The following is a 17,269-nucleotide window of genomic DNA, read 5'->3' on the forward strand; positions in this document are numbered from 1 at the left end:
GGGGATTGTCATTGGTTAGGGAACAGGGAACAGGGAACAGGTAAGGTAGAGTTTTGAGTTAACTTCCTAATCTTCCCCATCACCCCATCACCCCAGCTCCCTGACATCCAAAGGATGAGGTAGCATATTAGCGAAGCGCACGGGTATTAGGAGTTTGACGTGGGTTTATTTGAGGATCTCAATCGCTTTCTGGAAAATCGACTGGATGAATTTCTCCGCAACAATCCCCATCTAGAGTTACAGGCACTCGAAGAGCAGTTACGGGAGCAAGAAGAAGACACATTGAAGCTGATTGCTGACTTGCAACTTCAGCAAAAGCGCCTACAGGACGAAATATTAGCAGTTGCCCAAGAAATTCAGCGTTGGCACGAACGGATGAATAAGGCTCAATCGAAAGGCAGACCTGATTTAGCCCAAGCCGCTCAACAGCGAGAAGCTACGCTTTTGCATCAAGGGAATCAACTCTGGGGCAAGATGGAAGGGGTTAAACAGCGAATTGCTCAGACGAAAGAACTCCAGCGTCAGATTCAAACCCGTCGTAATCAAGTTCATGCCAAAGCCAGAGAAGTCGAAGCCGCCCGCGCTCAAGCCCAAGCTCAATCTCAGTGGCAGACATCGGCTTGGAACCAGAGTCCTAACTACAACATTGGAGCAGGTGTAGACCCCTTAGAGGCTCAGTTTCAGCGCTGGGAAACTGATGAGGAGTTAGACCAAATGAAACGGAATATGGGACGCTGAGGGGTGTCCCTCCCATTAATTGGTAACTATAGATGAATTAGAATGGGAAACCCAAAACCGTAGGGGCGCAAAGACTTGCGCCCGATTCAATGGTCAAATCTAATCCACAATTTTAGCTGTGTCACGCCAGTAGGGGCGACCCGCCGCATTTAATTGACACCACCCAACCTTTAATTTAATCGGGTCGCCCCCAGCCCAGTATCGGCAATTATCTAACACCGCCTACATTTGCAATTGGGCGAGTCGATATAGGTTAATTCTTACACAGCCTACTATATGCAGCGACTCGCCCCTACAACCGCGACGCCCCCTCCCTATTCACCCATTCCCTGATGAACGGCGAGGAATCGTAAAGGAAATCGAACGAGGCGGCTTAGGTAGTGATGTGGATGACGATGAATTAAGTACCGTCGAGTTGGATGCTAGATTGCCACTCTCCACCGCAGGAGACTGAGTTTGATTGGCTGAGAATTGCCTGGATTGTAGAAAAATCGACCAACCAGGAGATTTACCGTAGTTAGACGCGATCGCGAGTAATGCTCCTGCCAAAATGAATACTGGCATGGGTAGGATCAAATCGCTCATCCACTGAGACAATTCTATTAGGCTAAACAATACCACAAAGGTGGTAATTACAACTCTCATCGCTCTGACTTAAAACTAGCGCTGCCGCCATCATCATACACCATGCAAATTTTTGCGATTCGCTTAAAACCCAACGACGATTTAAAGGCAAGTTTAGGGCATTTCGTCAAACAGCACCAGATTGAAGCTGGGTTTATGATTACGGCGGTGGGTAGCCTCAAACAAGCCACCCTGCGCTTTGCTGGTCAAAATTATGCTCAAGCCTTCAAGCAGCGCTTTGAAATTGTTTCCCTGGTTGGCACTCTGTCAATCCATGGTATCCATCTACACATTGCCCTGTCGGATAAAAAAGGGAAAACAATCGGAGGGCATCTTTTAGAAGGATGTATCATCTATACAACGGCTGAAATTATTATGGGTGTCAGCGACAATTTAATCTTTTTGAGAACAATGGATGAAACGACAGGATATAAAGAGCTAGAAATCAAACTTAAATAAACTTTACTGTACGACCAGCCGAAATTTGTGTTCCTCAAATCCAGCCAAATCACTCTATCACAGTCGTTTAGGGTCATAAACTCAAAACGGATGCGCTTAACGCTCACTTAGACAGTCGCGGAAAGCCGATTGGAAAATAAAAAACTATCCTTCACCCAGAATTAGCTGAAGCGTTCGGTGCGCTTCTTGTAGGGTTTGGAGTTCGGAATTAAACTTCCATAGATAGGGCTTAACTCTATTACCTCCCACAATGGCGGGTTCCCAAGCCGTCAATTGCCATCCTTGCTCAGTTGCAGTGAGGCAATAATCAATTCGGGGAGGAATAATCGAGGGGTTGGCGTTAGTAATCATCATTGCTTGCTTGTAATACCCTTAAGTGGTCAAAAAAATTGTGATTGAGGGTAAGGAAGCGATCGCCTATAGCTTACTGGTGATGCCCTGAGTCCTATCAATCATCATGCCACCCCTTTCTGGAGATGGTAAGCCTTACCCGCAATCTTTATCGAAATATCATAATTAAATTGGAACAAAACACGAGGTTATGGGGGGTTGCCGAAGTCTCTGTGAAATTGAGCTTCATCCAAGCTTCACATAACTCGGTCGAGTAAATAGACTTATTCTACGGATTGTCACAAAATATACAAGAGAGGTGATGGGGGAGCTGGGGGAGCTGGGGGAGCTGGGGGACACCTCGGCTCCGCTCGGTGTGTCAGATGGGGAAAATGAGAGAACTTTCCTTGTCTGTGTAATCAGTGTCAATAAGCTCTCACCTCCCTACCCCTATCTCTCCAATAAATCCGTGAAATCAGTGTTTTGACCAATGACCAATGACAAATCACCACTCAAACGCCTATTTGCCTACGGTCACAACTATCGCACGGAAATCTGGCAGGCGATCGCTTGTTCGGTTCTGAATAAAATTTTTGACTTAGCGCCACCCGCGTTAATTGGTGCGGCGGTGGATGTGGTGGTTCAAAAAGAGGATTCCTTAATTGCCCAACTTGGCGTCACCGATACTTTCACCCAACTGTTGATTCTGGCGTTGCTAAGTCTGATCATCTGGGGATTAGAATCCATCTTTGAATATGCCTATAGCCGACTCTGGCGAAATCTAGCACAGACGATTCAGCATGATTTGCGCTTAGATGCCTACGCCCACTTACAATCCCTCGACTTGGCTTATTTTGAGGATAGGAGTACGGGTAGGTTGATGTCGATTCTCAATGACGATATCAACCAACTGGAACGCTTTCTGGATGTTGGCGCGAATGAAATTCTTCAGGTATCCACAACCGTTGTGATTATTGGTGCTGCGTTCTTGATTCTGGCACCTGGCGTGGCTTGGATGGCACTTCTACCCATGCCGTTTATTCTCTGGGGTTCTATCGCCTTTCAGCGCCGCCTTGCGCCCCGTTATGCTGAGGTTCGGGAAAAGGTGAGTTTACTCAATGGGCAATTAGCCAATAATTTAACCGGAATCACCACGATTAAAAGCTTTACGGCGGAAGCCTATGAAATCCAGCGCATAACTGCCCAAAGTGAAGCCTATCGTCAAAGTAACCGTCGCGCGATCGCACTCTCGGCGGCGTTTGTGCCATTAATTCGTATCCTCATCTTATTGGGCTTTATCGGAATTCTCCTCTATGGGGGGATGGAAGCCGTCGCTGGGAGATTAGCGGTTGGAACTTATAGCGTGTTAGTCTTCCTCACGCAACGCTTATTGTGGCCCCTCACCCGACTCGGACAAACCCTGGATCTCTATCAACGGGCGATGGCGTCTACAACCCGGGTGATGAATCTGTTAGATACGCCGATTACCATGCATTCAGGCGAGATTTCTTTGCCTGTGAGTCAGGTAAAAGGGGAGTTAGCGTTAAAAAATATTACCTTTTCCTATCAGGGACGCCATCCTGTGATAGAAAATCTGTCTCTGCATATTCCGGCGGGAAAAACCATTGCCATTGTTGGTGCGACAGGTTCGGGGAAAAGTACCCTCGTCAAGTTATTATTGCGACTCTATGAAGTCCAAGACGGAACCATAACCCTAGATGGGATTGACTTGCGCCAGCTTCAGTTAGCTGATTTACGCCAAGCCATTGGTTTAGTTAGCCAAGATGTATTTCTGTTTCATGGCACAGTGCGAGAAAATATTACCTATGGTAGTTTTGATGTCACGCTATCCGAGGTAGAAGCCGCCGCCGAAATTGCCGAAGCCCATGAATTTATTTGCCAACTTCCCCAAGGCTACGACACAATTATCGGGGAGAGAGGACAAAAGTTATCCGGTGGACAGCAGCAGCGACTGGCAATTGCTCGTGCTATCTTAAAAAATCCCCCGGTGCTGATCCTCGATGAAGCCACGTCTGCCGTGGATAACGAGACAGAAGCCGCCATTCAGCGATCGCTAGAGAAGATTACCCAGAACCGAACCACGATCGCGATCGCTCATCGCCTGTCTACAGTACGCAATGCTGATTGTATTTATGTGATGGATAAGGGTAAATTAGTTGAACAAGGCACCCATGAAGAATTACTGGCACAACAAGCTATTTATGCGATGCTTTGGCGGGTTCAGTCTGGTGTTAAATAAGTCATTGGTCATTGGTCATTAGTCATTTGTCATTGGGGATTGTCAACCATGATTATGTTCAGTAAACCTCAGCCGAATAAGCCAGAGGATCAGTGGAAAGTTAAGCTAAATCAGTTTGCTAAAAAACATGGTAAAGAACTGGCGGCGCTTTCATGGGGACTCTTTCTAGAGAAGGGCGAAAGCGACGAAACGATAGGAATTGACCTGAAACCTAGACCCCATTTTGTCTATTGTCCCAAAGCGGCGCTGGAAAAATTAAATCAAAAGGTTGAGAACTATCTACAGGAAGTGGTAGGTATTGTGAATGCTCACCAACCGGATAAAGAAGTGTTAATGATTGGGATTGGGAATGACCAAATTAAATTAATTCATTTTGAACCGGAATCTCCGCCTCCAGTATGTTTTGAGGAAGTGGGGAAAGATGTCGATACATTAATTGAAGAGTTAGAACAGCGTCTGAGCGAATTTGGTATTCGTCCTTAGTTGTCAAAACACTGATTTCACAGATTGATTGGAGAGATTGGGGTGGGGAAGTGAGAGGTTAGTTACACTGATTACACTGAGTTCCATCCGGGTCAAAACCAAACGTTAGCGATAAAACCCGCCCCTACAATAGACGTTCCCATTGCTCCCTCATCTCCCTCATCTCCCAGACGTTCCACCGGAACGTCTCTACAACCCCATCTCTCCCATCTCCTGATAACTGATAACTGCTCACTGATAACTGATAACTCCCCCAGCTCCCCCTGCATCCTCATCCCGCGATCGGTACAATAATAGTTAACAAACGACTATCCAACTCTGCAAACTGATGACGCCTGACGTAGAAACCTTACCCCAGCAACCCGACACCAGTGAAACCGACAACCTCGACGAACTTCCCAATGATGTCGAGATGTCACTGTTTGATCACTTAGAAGAGTTGCGGCGGCGCATTTTCTATTCGCTGCTGGCTGTAGCCGTTGGTGCGATCGGCTGCTTTGTCGCGGTTAAATACATTGTTCAGGTATTGGAAATCCCGGCTCAAGGCGTTAAATTTTTGCAATTGGCTCCCGGTGAATACTTCTTTGTTTCCCTGAAAGTAGCGGGTTACAGTGGTTTGCTGGTAGCGACACCTTTCATTCTTTACCAAGTGATTCAGTTTGTCTTACCGGGATTAACTCGCCGCGAACAACGCTTGATTGCACCTATAGTTTTCGGTTCGAGTATTCTGTTTTTTGTCGGGTTGGCATTTTCCTACATTGCCTTAATTCCCGCCGCGCTGAAATTCTTTATTAGTTACGGCGCTGATGTGGTTGAGCAAGCTTGGTCAATTGAACGGTATTTTGAATTTGTGCTGCTTCTCATGTTCAGTACAGGGATAGCGTTTCAAGTCCCAATTATTCAGCTTCTCTTGGGAAATTTAGGCATTGTCTCATCCTCTCAAATGCTTTCCGGTTGGCGGATTGTTATTTTAGGTGCAGTGATTCTCGGTGCTGTGCTAACTCCTTCCACTGATCCTCTGACTCAAAGCTTACTTGCTGGCGCGGTTATCGGTCTTTACTTTGGCGGAATTGGTCTGGTTAAGCTGTCAGGCAAGTGATTGAGTTCGTAGTTTGTAGTACGGGAACCTTAGCCTGTTATAATTCTGGGTTGACTATTAGCGTAACAGCTATCCACTCAACACAGGACAACTGTGGACAAGATAGCCAGACTGAGGCTTAAAAGCCTACGTTAAAGGGGTTAAGACACCTACGAATGCTTTCCAGTTTGTAGCTCTGTCGTCAAGGATTAAACAGGTGTATTGAGTTAAGCCAGTGTCTTTGACCGAACAAGCTTCTTTAACTTTGTCGAGGAACACGTTACCGGAGCAATCCGAGATTAAAACTTATGTTTGTGTTTGTACTGGACAAAAATAAAAAACCACTCGCTCCTACTCACCCAGCACGCGCAAGAAAACTGCTTCGTACTGGCAGAGCGTCAGTGTTTCGTCGCTTTCCATTCACCGTCATTTTGCACGACACAGAGGTAGAGAACTCTCAAGTCACGAAATACAGATTAAAAATCGACCCCGGGGCGAAAGTCACAGGGATTGCCATCCTCAAAAGCAATGTGGTGATATGGGCAGCCGAATTAACTCATAGAGGCTTCGCTATCCGAGATGCACTTACCACCCGTCGTCAATTACGCAGGTCGCGACGCAATCGCCAAACTAGATACCGTAAAGCACGGTTCAATAACCGCCGCCGTCCCAAAGGGTGGTTGCCACCATCTCTAAACAGTCGAGTTCAAAATATATTGACTTGGGTAAGGCGATTATCAGGAGTTTGTCCGATCACGGGCATTAGCCAGGAGCTAGTCAGGTTCGATCTACAAAAGATGCAGAACTCAGAGGTATCTGGCGTCGAGTATCAACAGGGCGAGCTGGCTGGCTACGAGGTTCGCGAGTATCTCCTGGAAAAGTTCAATCGCTGTTGTGTCTACTGCGGTGCAACCGACACTCGACTAGAAGTCGAACACGTCAAACCACGCTCACTTGGCGGCAGTAACCGCGTGAGCAACCTAGCCATCGCTTGTCATAGGTGCAACCAAGCTAAAGGCAATCAAGACATTCGAGAATTCTTGGCAGGCAAACCAAGTGTTCTCAATCGGATTCTTGCTCAACTCAAGAAGCCATTAGTTGATGCTGCTGCTGTTAATACGACCCGATGGGTTTTGTTTGAGCGACTCAAAGCCACGGGGCTACCCGTGGAAACTGGGATGGGTGGACAAACCAAGTTTAATCGCATTCGTCTGGGATTAGAAAAAACTCACTGGGGAGATGCGGTAGCTGTTGGCAGTTCAACACCCCACCGGGTCATAGTCAAAGTCGTCAAACCTTTGATAATCAAGGCTACAGGTTACGGGCATCGACGGATGTGCAATATCACCAAGTTTGGCTTCCCTCAAGTGAATAACAAGGGTGAGCTAGCTGTTCGTTCTAGGGTGAAAAAGGTTCACGGCTTCCAGACTGGGGATATGGTAAAGGCTGCTGTCCCCAAAGGGAAAAACGCAGGTACTCATGTTGGTCGAGTCACAGTTAGAAAAACCGGGCAGTTTGATATTTCCACATCTATCCAGAAGCTTCAAATCATTAACCACAAATACTGCACACCAATCCATCGGCATGATGGCTATAGTTATGCCACATAATCCACTTTTGTCCATTGATTTAATGACTAGAGGCGCACCGATCGCTCAGGAATTGACTCATGTCCGCTTGAATCCCCCTAAATCGTGAAACCTCAGTCGGGGCGGGTTTAGTGACATCTGGGTGCAACTGAAAAGATAGTCGTGAAACCCGCTCCTACACACATTACGCCCCATGCCGTAAAAAGTCAGATCTCCCTCATCTTCCCCATCTTCCTCATCTCCCCCATCTTCCCCTACCAAGGACTACCAATCATCGTAAACGCTGCCCAATAATAAGGATGAGAGAAATTTTTGTCGGGTAATCCCGATACAACAGGGCGATTTTCCCCTTCTCCCAACCCACGCAATTCTCCGGATTCCACACGCACCTCCCCTCGCAGCATGGCGATTTGGGCGCGTCGCAGTGCCTCTGCTTTAATCGTTACATCCGGTTGACCCAATTGATTGTAGAATTCGCTCATTAGGGCTAAAGAACCGCCATCACTGACGTACCAAAGACTGGCTAACGCTGACTTAACCCCAGCTTTAACCGCTAATCCGGCAAAGCCTAACTCCGCTTCTATACTGCCAAAAGCAGTGCGACAGGCGCTTAAAACTAATAGGTCTACTTGGGGCTTCTCATGCCAACCCAGTTGGCGCATTTGGTCGAGTTGCAGTTTCGTGTCCCAAAGCTGAATATAAGAATTGCTGGGGTCTCCTTCTTGAAAATCCGCATGACTGGCAAGGTGGATGATTTGCCAAGGCTTTTGTTGGCGCTGAGTTTGCAGATTCTTGAGGGTGAATTGGTCGTTGAGGTAAGCTTCCCCTGACCAGACGTTTTGAGTAATCGTTTCTAGTTCAATGGGGACAGCAGGTAAGGGTCTTTGGTCAGTGAATTCAGAAGCGCCCATTGCCAGGACTGGGGCATCTTTGACGGGATTGTAGCGGGTATTGGTCAGGCTGATGCTGGGGATGGAACCGAGGGCGTATTTTTCGATGAGAAATTGTTCCCCGTCGTGTAAAGCCGCCATGGGGATAGTGCGTAAACCTGCGTCCATGGAAAAGATGAGGGTGTCAATACCGAGGGCTTCTAGATGCGGTTCTAGGGGGGCAATCATCCAGTTATACAGTTGTTTTGCTGGCGTTAAATAGGCGGTAGGGCGTCGGTAATTGGTAACGGTTTGGCGGAATTCAACTAGAGTCTTTTTCAGAGTTTTGGCATTAGCGGCGGGAATGGTTTTGCGGATGGGAGTACCGTCGGGAACAACCATGATGAGTTCCAGTTGGTCGGGTAGGGAAACGGCGTAGACGATAACCGGGTGAGTGCCAGTTTCAGTGGTGATGGTGTTTAGGGTATGGCGGATGGTTTCGACGCTGGTTTGTTCGTTGGCGATGTCTTCACCTAAGTAGTCTTCGTATTCTCCTTCAAATAGGTCATCAATGGCGGGAATGGCATCATTGAGGTTTTGCGTCAGCAGGTTGGGGATGTTGATGCGTCCCGTGTCTAAGTTTCCTGTACCGGGAATCTGCCAGATAACACGAGATTCCCCGGTGAGGGGGTCTTGGTTGACTGAAGTTTCAGCACCGACAATATCGCCAATGAGGAAGGCTAAATCGGTTTGGGCGTCGCTGGGAGAATCAGAGGGGCGTTGTGAACCTGGTGGGGTGGGGGGTTGAGTAGGGAGTTGAGGGTCAGCACCCGGTGAAGGAGAGGGTTGAGTGGGGGGTTGAGGATCAGAACCGGGTGCGGGGACGGAGATAATTTGAATGCCGTCTTGGGTGTGGGTGTAGGGAAATTCGGCGGTGGGAGAAATTGTTTGTTCGGGTACGGTATTACCTGTGGTAATTGCCCCGGCTGTACCGTTGGTGCTGGCATCACCAACCATAAAGGGAGTGACGCCTGCACCGCCGTGACGAATCGTAATTGTACCGCCTGCGGTGACGCCGCCTGTGGAAATGCTGGCGGTTGTACCATTGAGATTGGGGAAAGAATCAGTGGCGCGGAAGAAGCTGGGGGTAGTGATTTCTACAGCGCCACCTGTGCCAGCGATGCCGCCTTCGGTGTTAATGCCTGCGACGGTAATATTGCCATTATCTGAGTTGAGGGTAATGTTACCCCCATTGCTAATAGCTGAATTAGAGACAATGGGTAGGGAACCTGTATTGATGCTATCAGCAGCATTGAGGGTAATATCACCGCCATTACCATTACTGGAAAACGAACTGATACTGCCTTGATTGGTAATGGTGTCGTTGAGGATAGTAATGGCATCACCGCTATCAATGTCAATTGTGCCACCATTTCCATTACCACCGCTAGCGATGATGGTTTGGGTGGTAATATTGCCAGGAGCATTGAGGGTGATATTGCCACCTGCGCCGTTACTTAAAGAATTGAGAATGCCTGTGATTATTTCGTTGCCACTGGTAAGGTGTATGTCGCCACCATCACCGTTAACGCCATTGGTGAGAAGGTCTTGGGTGGTAATTTTGCCTGTAGATTGGAGCGTGATCTCACCACCATTATTATTGCTTAAACCGTTGAGAATGGCTGTGGTGATGTTGCCGTTGCTATTGAAGTTAATTGTTCCACCTTGACCGTTTTCGCTACCGAATAAAATACTGTCCGTGGTGATATTTCCTGCTGCATCGAAAGTGATGTTGCCACCATTGGTATTTCCAGAAACGTTGAGAATGGCTGTCGTAATAATATCGCTGTCACTATTCAGATTAATGGTTCCCCCCTGACCATTATCGCTGCTAGCGATGATAGCGTTGGTGTTAATTTGACCAGCAGCTTGGAGGGTAATCGTGCCGCCAGTACCATTAGTTCCAGCACGAAGTATTCCGCTACTCGTGTTAATTCCGCCCCGATTATTGATCAGAGTAATATTTCTACCTGTGATATTACTCGCTGTGATATCGCCACTAGAATTATTCGTTAACCCCTCACCTGTACCGAGAATTAAGGTTGTATCGCCTGTACCCGAATTGAGTGTAACTTCAGGGGCGATGGAGATGACCGCTTGACCAGGGTCACGATGAGCATTAATCACTCCATTGGCAGTGGTTTCGTTGGCAATCAGGCTGAGGTTACCATTATTGGTGAAGATAGAGGAATTGACGAGAATGCTGCGCCCTGCCTGAAAGGTAAGTCCACCACCATTTCCACTGGGGTTGTTGGTGACAATCGGTTGCTCCACGATAATGTCTGTATTGGCTTGCATCACCACATCAGTACCTGTATTGGTAATTGCAGTGATGGCGCTAGGGGCAATGCTCACAGATTCAGCAGGGTTGTCATTGAACCTCAAACTTAATTCCCCACCGCTGTCACCATCGCGAGAGAATAAAAAGGCTTGCCCTGCATCATTGACTCCCCCGGAGGTGTTACGAAAAGCGCCAATCAGGATGTCGCTGCCCACTGCCGCTACTGACCAGCCGAACCTGCCCTCTGGGACAGGTTGGGGATTGTCGAAGGTTTGCAGCAGTGTTCCATCCCGGTTAAATAAAAAGGCTTGCCCTGCATCATTGACTCCCCCGGAGGTGTTGCGTTGAGCGCCAATCAGGATGTCGCTGCCCACTGTCGCTACTGACCCGCCGAACCTGCCCTCTGGGACAGGTTGGGGATTGTCGAAGGTTTGCAACAGTGTTCCTGTTGGGTTAAATAAAAAGGCTTGCCCTGCCTTAGGCAATCCCCCGGATGTGTTATTAAAAGCGCTAATCAGAATGTCGCTGCCCACTGCCGTTACTGACGCACCGAAATGACCAGGTTCTACAGGTTGGGGATTGTCAAAGGTTTGCAACAGTGTTCCATCCCGGTTAAATAAAAAGGCTTGCCCTGCACCACTGACTCCCCCAGAGGTGTTACTAAAAGCGCCAATCAGGATGTCGCTGCCCATTGCCGCTACTGAGATGCCGAAGTTGCCACCTGCGACAGGTTGGGGATTGTCAAAGGTTTGCAGTAGTGTTCCTGTTGGGTTAAATAAAAAGGCTTGCCCTGCCCTAGGCAATCCCCCGGAAGTGTTACCAACAGCGCCAATCAGGATGTCGCTGCCCACCGTCGCTACTGACCTGCCGAAATGACCATATTCTACAGGTTGGGGATTGTCAAAGGTTTGCAACAGTGTTCCATCCCGGTTAAATAAAAAGGCTTGCCCTGCATCTTCAAATCCCCCGGAGATGTTGAGGTCAGCGCCAATCAGAATGTCGCTGCCCACTGCCGCTACTGAGAAGCCGAATAAGCCATTTTCTATAGGTTCGGGATTAAGAAAAGTAACTAAAGGATTATTCGGGTCTCTTATGGTAATTGTTTTCGGGTCAAGCAGCAATGTCCCCGGTTGACCAAAAGATGCCCCCGCATCCACAAACCCGGTAAAAATCAGCAATTCTTTTCCCGACACCTCCACTAATCCTCCATCTCCCCCACTATCTCCCCCACGAGCGCTGATGTTACCGTAGAAGCGGGTAAGTTCATCCGACCAAAGAACCACTTCACCCCCATCTGCTGTTACTCCAGACTCTGAGGAAACGCCATCGGCGGTAATTGTCGAATCGGCACTGACGAGGGTTTGCCTCGCACGGGGTAGGGTATTCTGTCCTTGATAGTCTCCACCAATATGAATGGTGCCGCCACCCCCCATCCCGGAGGCGTCAACAGTAGCAGCAAAGAGTCCCACGTTATCGCCTAATACAGTAACATTACCGCCCATCCCAGAGGAGAGGGCATTGCCTGAATCTTCTACATCCGACACGTCCAGACTACCCGAAACAATCGCTGTTCCAGCTTCATGGGGTATGGTTATCCCGGATTCGGTTAACTGCACCTGTTGAGTCTGAGTCACACTCAACCCTGTTTCCATCGTTTCAGTTTCTTCTCCGGTGAGTAATGCCGCTAAATCCAGGGGACTCACAGGTAACATTTGCCCTGTACTATCCTCTAGTGGTTCAATCTCCAAACTCAACACCTGTCCCGGTTGACTAATCCGGACTAAGTTCTCTCCCGGTACAGCAGCGATGGTAATTGTTCCTCCCGGTGCGGTTATTTGCCCTGTGTTCACCACTGTGCCACCCAGTAAGGTTAAATTCTGCCCTTCTGTGACAGCTAAATCCCCAGCATTGACAATACTGCCCGACTGCGCCAAATCAAAGGCAAACTGACTAGGATTCCCAATTAACGTGTCGTAGTTATTATCACCAAAGGCATGAAACCAACCATTCTCCTCAAACCCAATTCCCGTCGCCGTAGTTGCGGTAAAATCCCCCATCACATTTAACTGGGAATTCGCCCCAAACACAATCCCCGCCGGATTCATTAAAAATAAATTGGCGTTCCCCCCCGTCGCCTGAATCAACCCATCAATCATGGAGGCATTCCCGCCCATTACACGGGCTAAGATATTTTGAATATCTGGTGTAGAGAGAAAATTAGCAATCTCATTAGCCGAAAGTCCAAACTCCTGGAAACTATGAAACAGGTTTGCCCCATCCCCCGATAGAGAACCCCCAGAAATATCGTACTGATTGCCATCAATCGTCACCACCGTACCCGTACCATCCTCAGCCTGGGTAATCGATTGCGCCTGAACCGGAGACATGGAGTGAAGCGTAACCATGCCCAGAGAAATTATTCCCCCTAGAGAAAATAATCCAGGTAATTTGCCAACGGAGGAGTTGCACATTTTGCTAACCTGACTTTCACAAATATGCCTAGAATTCTGCCACATTTTTTTGAGATTGGGTAAGGGTGAGTTTGCCCCAACTTTGCGGGTTAACCTTAGGGAATGTTTGGCTAAAACCGCCCCAACCGTTACGCCTGTTTTCTTAGCGGTTTATGTTGTGAATCCTTGACTTAATATTTGGTTACAAAAAATTAATCAAATCGAGAGTTACTTTAACGGTTAACTGGCGGTTGAAAACACGCCACCCAGATAGATTCAGTCAGGTTGTACAAAGTATTACCTTTAAATCATTACTCTCTAGATTGTAAATAAATATGAAAATGATTTACTCTGAGTAAAAAATTCGATTTAATAGGATATGTGCTGTACAGGCATCTACCACCAACCCCTCATCAATTTAAGCAGTTTTACCTAAATAATCAGGGAACTTTCGACCGAGTAGCACGACTAGCTAGGAATAACTGGAAACACCTAAATATTAATTCAGGGAATAGCGAGTATTATGACAAAACAAACCTACTCTCTACTCTTAGCAACCACCTCATTGGTTTGCTCCCTTTCGCTGGTGAGCTTCTCGCGCTATGCCACGCCAGTGCTGGCAGAATCTCAACCCGTTAATTTATTAGCCAGTAACGTTTTATCTGGTTCATTGAAGTTCGATTTCAGATCTCCACGAACTGAAGGAGAACCCAAAGAAAGTGGGACAATCGGCACTCGTGGCGGATGTTCCACTGATGAATCCTTGTCTCCGTCTCTAACTCCGCTAACACCCAATACGGTTCAAGGATTAACGGAAAACCAGGACACTGTGGATGAATATCCCACGTTAACCGTGAGTGATCATCCCAGCTTCTTTGTCTATGTACCCAAAACGAGTGCAACCACAGGAGAGTTTATTTTAACCAATCAACAGGGGACGCAAGAGATTCATTATGCACTTGTAACTCTTCCAGAAACGCCGGGTATTATCAGTGTTAAACTGCCCACCAATCTAGACCCTCTAGAGATTGGTCAAGTTTATCAATGGTCATTTAGTCTGAAATGTCATGATTCAGATGCAACGGGAAATCCGACTGTCTTAGGATGGATTGAACGCACTGAACCCAACCCAGCTTTGGAAAAAGACTTAGACAAGGTGAAGCCTTTAGAGTTAGCAGCCTTGTACGGAAATTATGGCGTTTGGCACGACCTTTTAGCTACATTGGTTGAACTCAGACTGTCTCATCCAGAGGATTCTAACCTAACAATGATGTGGGAAAATCTGCTCAAATCAGAATCCGTGAAACTAGAAAAAATTTCTCAAGCGCCTCTGGTTGAAAGTACGCCAGTGGAGTATTGAGAATTTGGCGAGGCTGGCAATGGGTTGGGAGAGGTTGAGACGAAAACAGTGGAAATCAAACCGACTAAATTAAGCCAAATTGTAATGATCTGACACGGCTAAACTGGTGGAATAGATTCTACATGTTTTCTGGGCACACGTTGGGAAAGGGCGCACGTCAGTGCGCCCCTACAGTGCCGACTACGAACCTGGGTTAATTCAGTGCTATTCAATGAATGACAAATGACCAATGACAATCCTTCAGTTTTTCCAGGAATGGCGGGGTGTATTAATTTCAGCGCCAACTGTCGCCGGATTAACCATCGCCTTGCGCTTAACGGGTGGGTTACAACTCCTAGAATGGGCAGCATTAGATCAATTCTTCCGCTGGCGTCCCCCGGAACCTACCTCAGAACGGATTGCGATTGTGGCGATTACAGAAAAGGATATCCAAAATGCTGGACAGTGGCCCATTTCTGATCGGACATTAGCACAGTTAATTGAGAAACTGAAACAACAACAACCCAAAGCCATTGGTCTGGATTTATTTCGGGATTTACCTGTACCACCCGGTCATCAGGAATTAGTTAATGTCTTTGCCTCGACACCCAATCTTATTGGCATTGAAAAAGTCGTCGGCGATGCCTTGGGTGAACCTGTCGCCCCACCGCCTATCTTAAAGGAACGGGGTCAAGTGGGCGCGGCTAATGTGGTTTTTGATCAAGATGGGAAAGTCCGCCGTGCCTTACTGTCAATTACGCTGAAAAATGGCGACACGATTGAAACGTTAGCCGCTAAGTTGGCATTACTTTATCTAGAAACTGAAGGGATTACCTTAGAAGAAATTGAACCGGAATATAAATATGGCTTAGGTGACGCGGTATTTACGCGCCTGCAACCGCAAGATGGCAGTTATATCAACGTCGATACAGGCGGGTATCAAATCCTATTTAACTTTCGCAATCATGAATGTCGGGGAAAACTGGAGGGAACCTGTCCCGTCTATCCCACGGTTTCCATGACCGAGGTTCTAGAGGATAAAATTCCCCCAGATTGGGCAAAAAATCGGATTGTTTTCATTGGTACAGCGGCTGAAAGTGTCAAGGATCGGATTTTTACTCCCTACAGTAATAGCTTTTTCACTGCCCCGAATGGGGTAGAAGTTAATGCAGATTTGACCAACCAGATTTTAAGTGCGGCATTAGATGGGCGTCCCCTGATTCAAATCTGGTCGGAACCGATAGAATGGGGCTGGATTATTCTCTGGTCGTTTGTCGGTGCAACCGTGGGCTGGAAAGCTTTTCGTATCCGTTGGAAAGCAGCGGGACTGTTTTTGGTGGGAGGATTGCTGACGATTGGGTCTTACTTTGCATTTCTGGCGGGGTGGTGGATACCGTTGGTGCCACCCCTGTTAGCCCTGAGTGGTTCGGGTGTGGCGATTACTGCTTATATCGCCTACACGGAAAGCGAAGACAAGCAAACAGTCATGCACCTATTGGGACAACACGTCTCTCCTAAAATAGCCCAAGCCATCTGGCGCGATCGCAACCAACTCCTCAAAGATGGACAGTTATCGGGACAGAAGTTAACCGCAACGGTTCTATTTACGGATTTAAAGGGCTTTACCACGATCACCGAAAACACTGACCCAGAAACCCTGATGGTCTGGTTAAATGATTACATGAATGTCATGGCAGAGACGGTTCTCAACCATAATGGCGTCCTGGATAAATTTATCGGTGATGCAGTGATGGCAGTCTTTGGCATACCCATCCCCAGTACCACAGACGCCGAAATTACCCAGGATGCGATCGCGGCGGTGAATTGTGCAATAGAGATGGGCAAGAATCTGCGATCGCTAAATCAGCAGTGGCAAACCCAAGGCTTACCCACAGTCGCTATGCGTGTAGGAATTGCCACGGGTACTGTCGTTACCGGAAGCGTCGGTTCTCGCCAACGCCTCAACTACACCACCATCGGCGACAGTGTAAATGTTGCCGCCCGATTAGAAAGTTATGATAAATCTCTCGATGGTGGACTCTGCCGTATTTTAATCAGCGAAGAAACCTATCAGCATATCCACGATAAATTTACCAGCCAATTTATTGGCACGGTGCAGTTAAAAGGACGCCAGCAATCCATCAAAATCTACCAAATTTTAGCAGGATGAGCGAGGAATAACTGTTAGGAACAACTTCCCATTAACATTGTTTTAGCAGCGCAATCCACATATCAGGTGGGTTGGCATAATAATTAATCTTATCCACTTGATAGCGGTTTGAAGTAGAACCTCTCTGCAAAACTAGATAATCACCCGGTTCTATGCCTTGACCCTGTTCTGTCATATACGCCCGAATTCCGCCATCTTTCGAGACGAACACATGATTGTAACGCTCATTGGATACTTTGTAGTGATGCGTTCTCTTCTGTTGCTGGGATAGATTGGATAACGTTTTTTGGTGTAAGGGCAAATTCGTGGAAGCAAGGGTCGCTAACTGGTTGGAAGACATATCTGACACTTCTTGACTGAATGTTAGAATTTGTTAGAAAAAGTTATTTCTGAAAATGTAGGACTCATTTTCAGACCAATTGTTGATTGACTAATTACGTTTTATCAAAGTTAGTGGCTACATATCTCAGCAAAATAGCGTAATTTTTATCCGCATGATCACCGATATTGAGACGAATCAACTATTGTAAAGATATTTT

Annotated in this window: 12 protein-coding genes; 8 read left to right on the forward strand and 4 right to left on the reverse strand. The window is 47.3% G+C overall.

Annotated features, from left to right (window positions below):
- Positions 1-159: 159 nt before the first annotated feature.
- Positions 160-738, forward strand: coding sequence for a TIGR04376 family protein (locus RIE73_RS30215; protein WP_446404690.1), 579 nt, complete (start codon positions 160-162; stop codon positions 736-738).
- Between the two features lie 318 nt (positions 739-1,056).
- On the opposite strand, the gene RIE73_RS30220 is transcribed toward RIE73_RS30215, so the two are convergent.
- Positions 1,057-1,383, reverse strand: coding sequence for a hypothetical protein (locus tag RIE73_RS30220; RefSeq protein ID WP_446404691.1), 327 nt, complete (start codon positions 1,381-1,383; stop codon positions 1,057-1,059).
- A 42-nt stretch (positions 1,384-1,425) separates the two neighbouring features.
- Between RIE73_RS30220 and RIE73_RS30225 the strand changes: the two genes are divergently transcribed.
- Positions 1,426-1,821, forward strand: a complete 396-nt coding sequence (locus RIE73_RS30225; RefSeq protein ID WP_446404692.1) for a PPC domain-containing DNA-binding protein — start codon at positions 1,426-1,428, stop codon at positions 1,819-1,821.
- Positions 1,822-1,965: 144 nt separating this feature from the next.
- Here RIE73_RS30225 and RIE73_RS30230 read toward each other — a convergent pair whose 3' ends face one another.
- Positions 1,966-2,175, reverse strand: coding sequence for a hypothetical protein (locus RIE73_RS30230; protein ID WP_446339977.1), 210 nt, complete (start codon positions 2,173-2,175; stop codon positions 1,966-1,968).
- Between the two features lie 466 nt (positions 2,176-2,641).
- Between RIE73_RS30230 and RIE73_RS30235 the strand changes: the two genes are divergently transcribed.
- The 4 genes from RIE73_RS30235 (at position 2,642) to iscB (ending at position 7,582) form a co-directional block, all read left to right on the forward strand.
- Entirely contained in the window at positions 2,642-4,411 is a 1,770-nt protein-coding gene (locus RIE73_RS30235) for an ABC transporter ATP-binding protein (protein ID WP_446404693.1), read from the forward strand.
- 54 nt (positions 4,412-4,465) lie between these two features.
- Positions 4,466-4,894: a beta-carboxysome assembly chaperone CcmS gene (ccmS, locus tag RIE73_RS30240; RefSeq protein ID WP_446404694.1), complete on the forward strand. Its 429-nt coding sequence runs from the start codon at positions 4,466-4,468 to the stop codon at positions 4,892-4,894.
- A 328-nt stretch (positions 4,895-5,222) separates the two neighbouring features.
- A complete protein-coding gene (gene tatC / locus RIE73_RS30245; RefSeq protein ID WP_446404695.1) occupies positions 5,223-5,993 on the forward strand; it encodes a twin-arginine translocase subunit TatC in 771 nt (256 codons plus the stop codon).
- Between the two features lie 287 nt (positions 5,994-6,280).
- Positions 6,281-7,582 (forward strand): RNA-guided endonuclease IscB, encoded by a 1,302-nt coding sequence (gene iscB, locus RIE73_RS30250; protein WP_446404696.1) that lies wholly within the window; start codon positions 6,281-6,283, stop codon positions 7,580-7,582.
- A gap of 233 nt (positions 7,583-7,815) precedes the next feature.
- On the opposite strand, the gene RIE73_RS30255 is transcribed toward iscB, so the two are convergent.
- Positions 7,816-13,242 (reverse strand): CHAT domain-containing protein, encoded by a 5,427-nt coding sequence (locus RIE73_RS30255; protein ID WP_446404697.1) that lies wholly within the window; start codon positions 13,240-13,242, stop codon positions 7,816-7,818.
- A 502-nt stretch (positions 13,243-13,744) separates the two neighbouring features.
- Between RIE73_RS30255 and RIE73_RS30260 the strand changes: the two genes are divergently transcribed.
- Positions 13,745-14,581, forward strand: a complete 837-nt coding sequence (locus tag RIE73_RS30260) for a DUF928 domain-containing protein (protein ID WP_446404698.1) — start codon at positions 13,745-13,747, stop codon at positions 14,579-14,581.
- A 229-nt stretch (positions 14,582-14,810) separates the two neighbouring features.
- A complete protein-coding gene (locus tag RIE73_RS30265) occupies positions 14,811-16,730 on the forward strand; it encodes a CHASE2 domain-containing protein (protein WP_446404699.1) in 1,920 nt (639 codons plus the stop codon).
- A gap of 31 nt (positions 16,731-16,761) precedes the next feature.
- Here RIE73_RS30265 and RIE73_RS30270 read toward each other — a convergent pair whose 3' ends face one another.
- Positions 16,762-17,070, reverse strand: a complete 309-nt coding sequence (locus RIE73_RS30270) for a hypothetical protein (RefSeq protein WP_446404700.1) — start codon at positions 17,068-17,070, stop codon at positions 16,762-16,764.
- Positions 17,071-17,269: the final 199 nt, after the last annotated feature.

The sequence above is a fragment of the Coleofasciculus sp. C1-SOL-03 genome, assembly GCF_040220555.1.
GTDB lineage: Bacteria > Cyanobacteriota > Cyanobacteriia > Cyanobacteriales > Coleofasciculaceae > Coleofasciculus.

Bases quoted from the DNA above. Each gene is read 5' to 3' on its own strand.
- RIE73_RS30220 (WP_446404691.1), bottom strand. From the start codon at position 1,383: ATGAGAGTTGTAATTACCACCTTTGTGGTATTGTTTAGCCTAATAGAA.
- RIE73_RS30225 (WP_446404692.1), top strand. From the start codon at position 1,426: ATGCAAATTTTTGCGATTCGCTTAAAACCCAACGACGATTTAAAGGCA.
- RIE73_RS30230 (WP_446339977.1), bottom strand. From the start codon at position 2,175: ATGATGATTACTAACGCCAACCCCTCGATTATTCCTCCCCGAATTGAT.
- RIE73_RS30235 (WP_446404693.1), top strand. From the start codon at position 2,642: ATGACCAATGACAAATCACCACTCAAACGCCTATTTGCCTACGGTCAC.
- ccmS (WP_446404694.1), top strand. From the start codon at position 4,466: ATGTTCAGTAAACCTCAGCCGAATAAGCCAGAGGATCAGTGGAAAGTT.
- tatC (WP_446404695.1), top strand. From the start codon at position 5,223: ATGACGCCTGACGTAGAAACCTTACCCCAGCAACCCGACACCAGTGAA.
- iscB (WP_446404696.1), top strand. From the start codon at position 6,281: ATGTTTGTGTTTGTACTGGACAAAAATAAAAAACCACTCGCTCCTACT.
- RIE73_RS30255 (WP_446404697.1), bottom strand. From the start codon at position 13,242: ATGTGCAACTCCTCCGTTGGCAAATTACCTGGATTATTTTCTCTAGGG.
- RIE73_RS30260 (WP_446404698.1), top strand. From the start codon at position 13,745: ATGACAAAACAAACCTACTCTCTACTCTTAGCAACCACCTCATTGGTT.
- RIE73_RS30265 (WP_446404699.1), top strand. From the start codon at position 14,811: ATGACAATCCTTCAGTTTTTCCAGGAATGGCGGGGTGTATTAATTTCA.
- RIE73_RS30270 (WP_446404700.1), bottom strand. From the start codon at position 17,070: ATGTCTTCCAACCAGTTAGCGACCCTTGCTTCCACGAATTTGCCCTTA.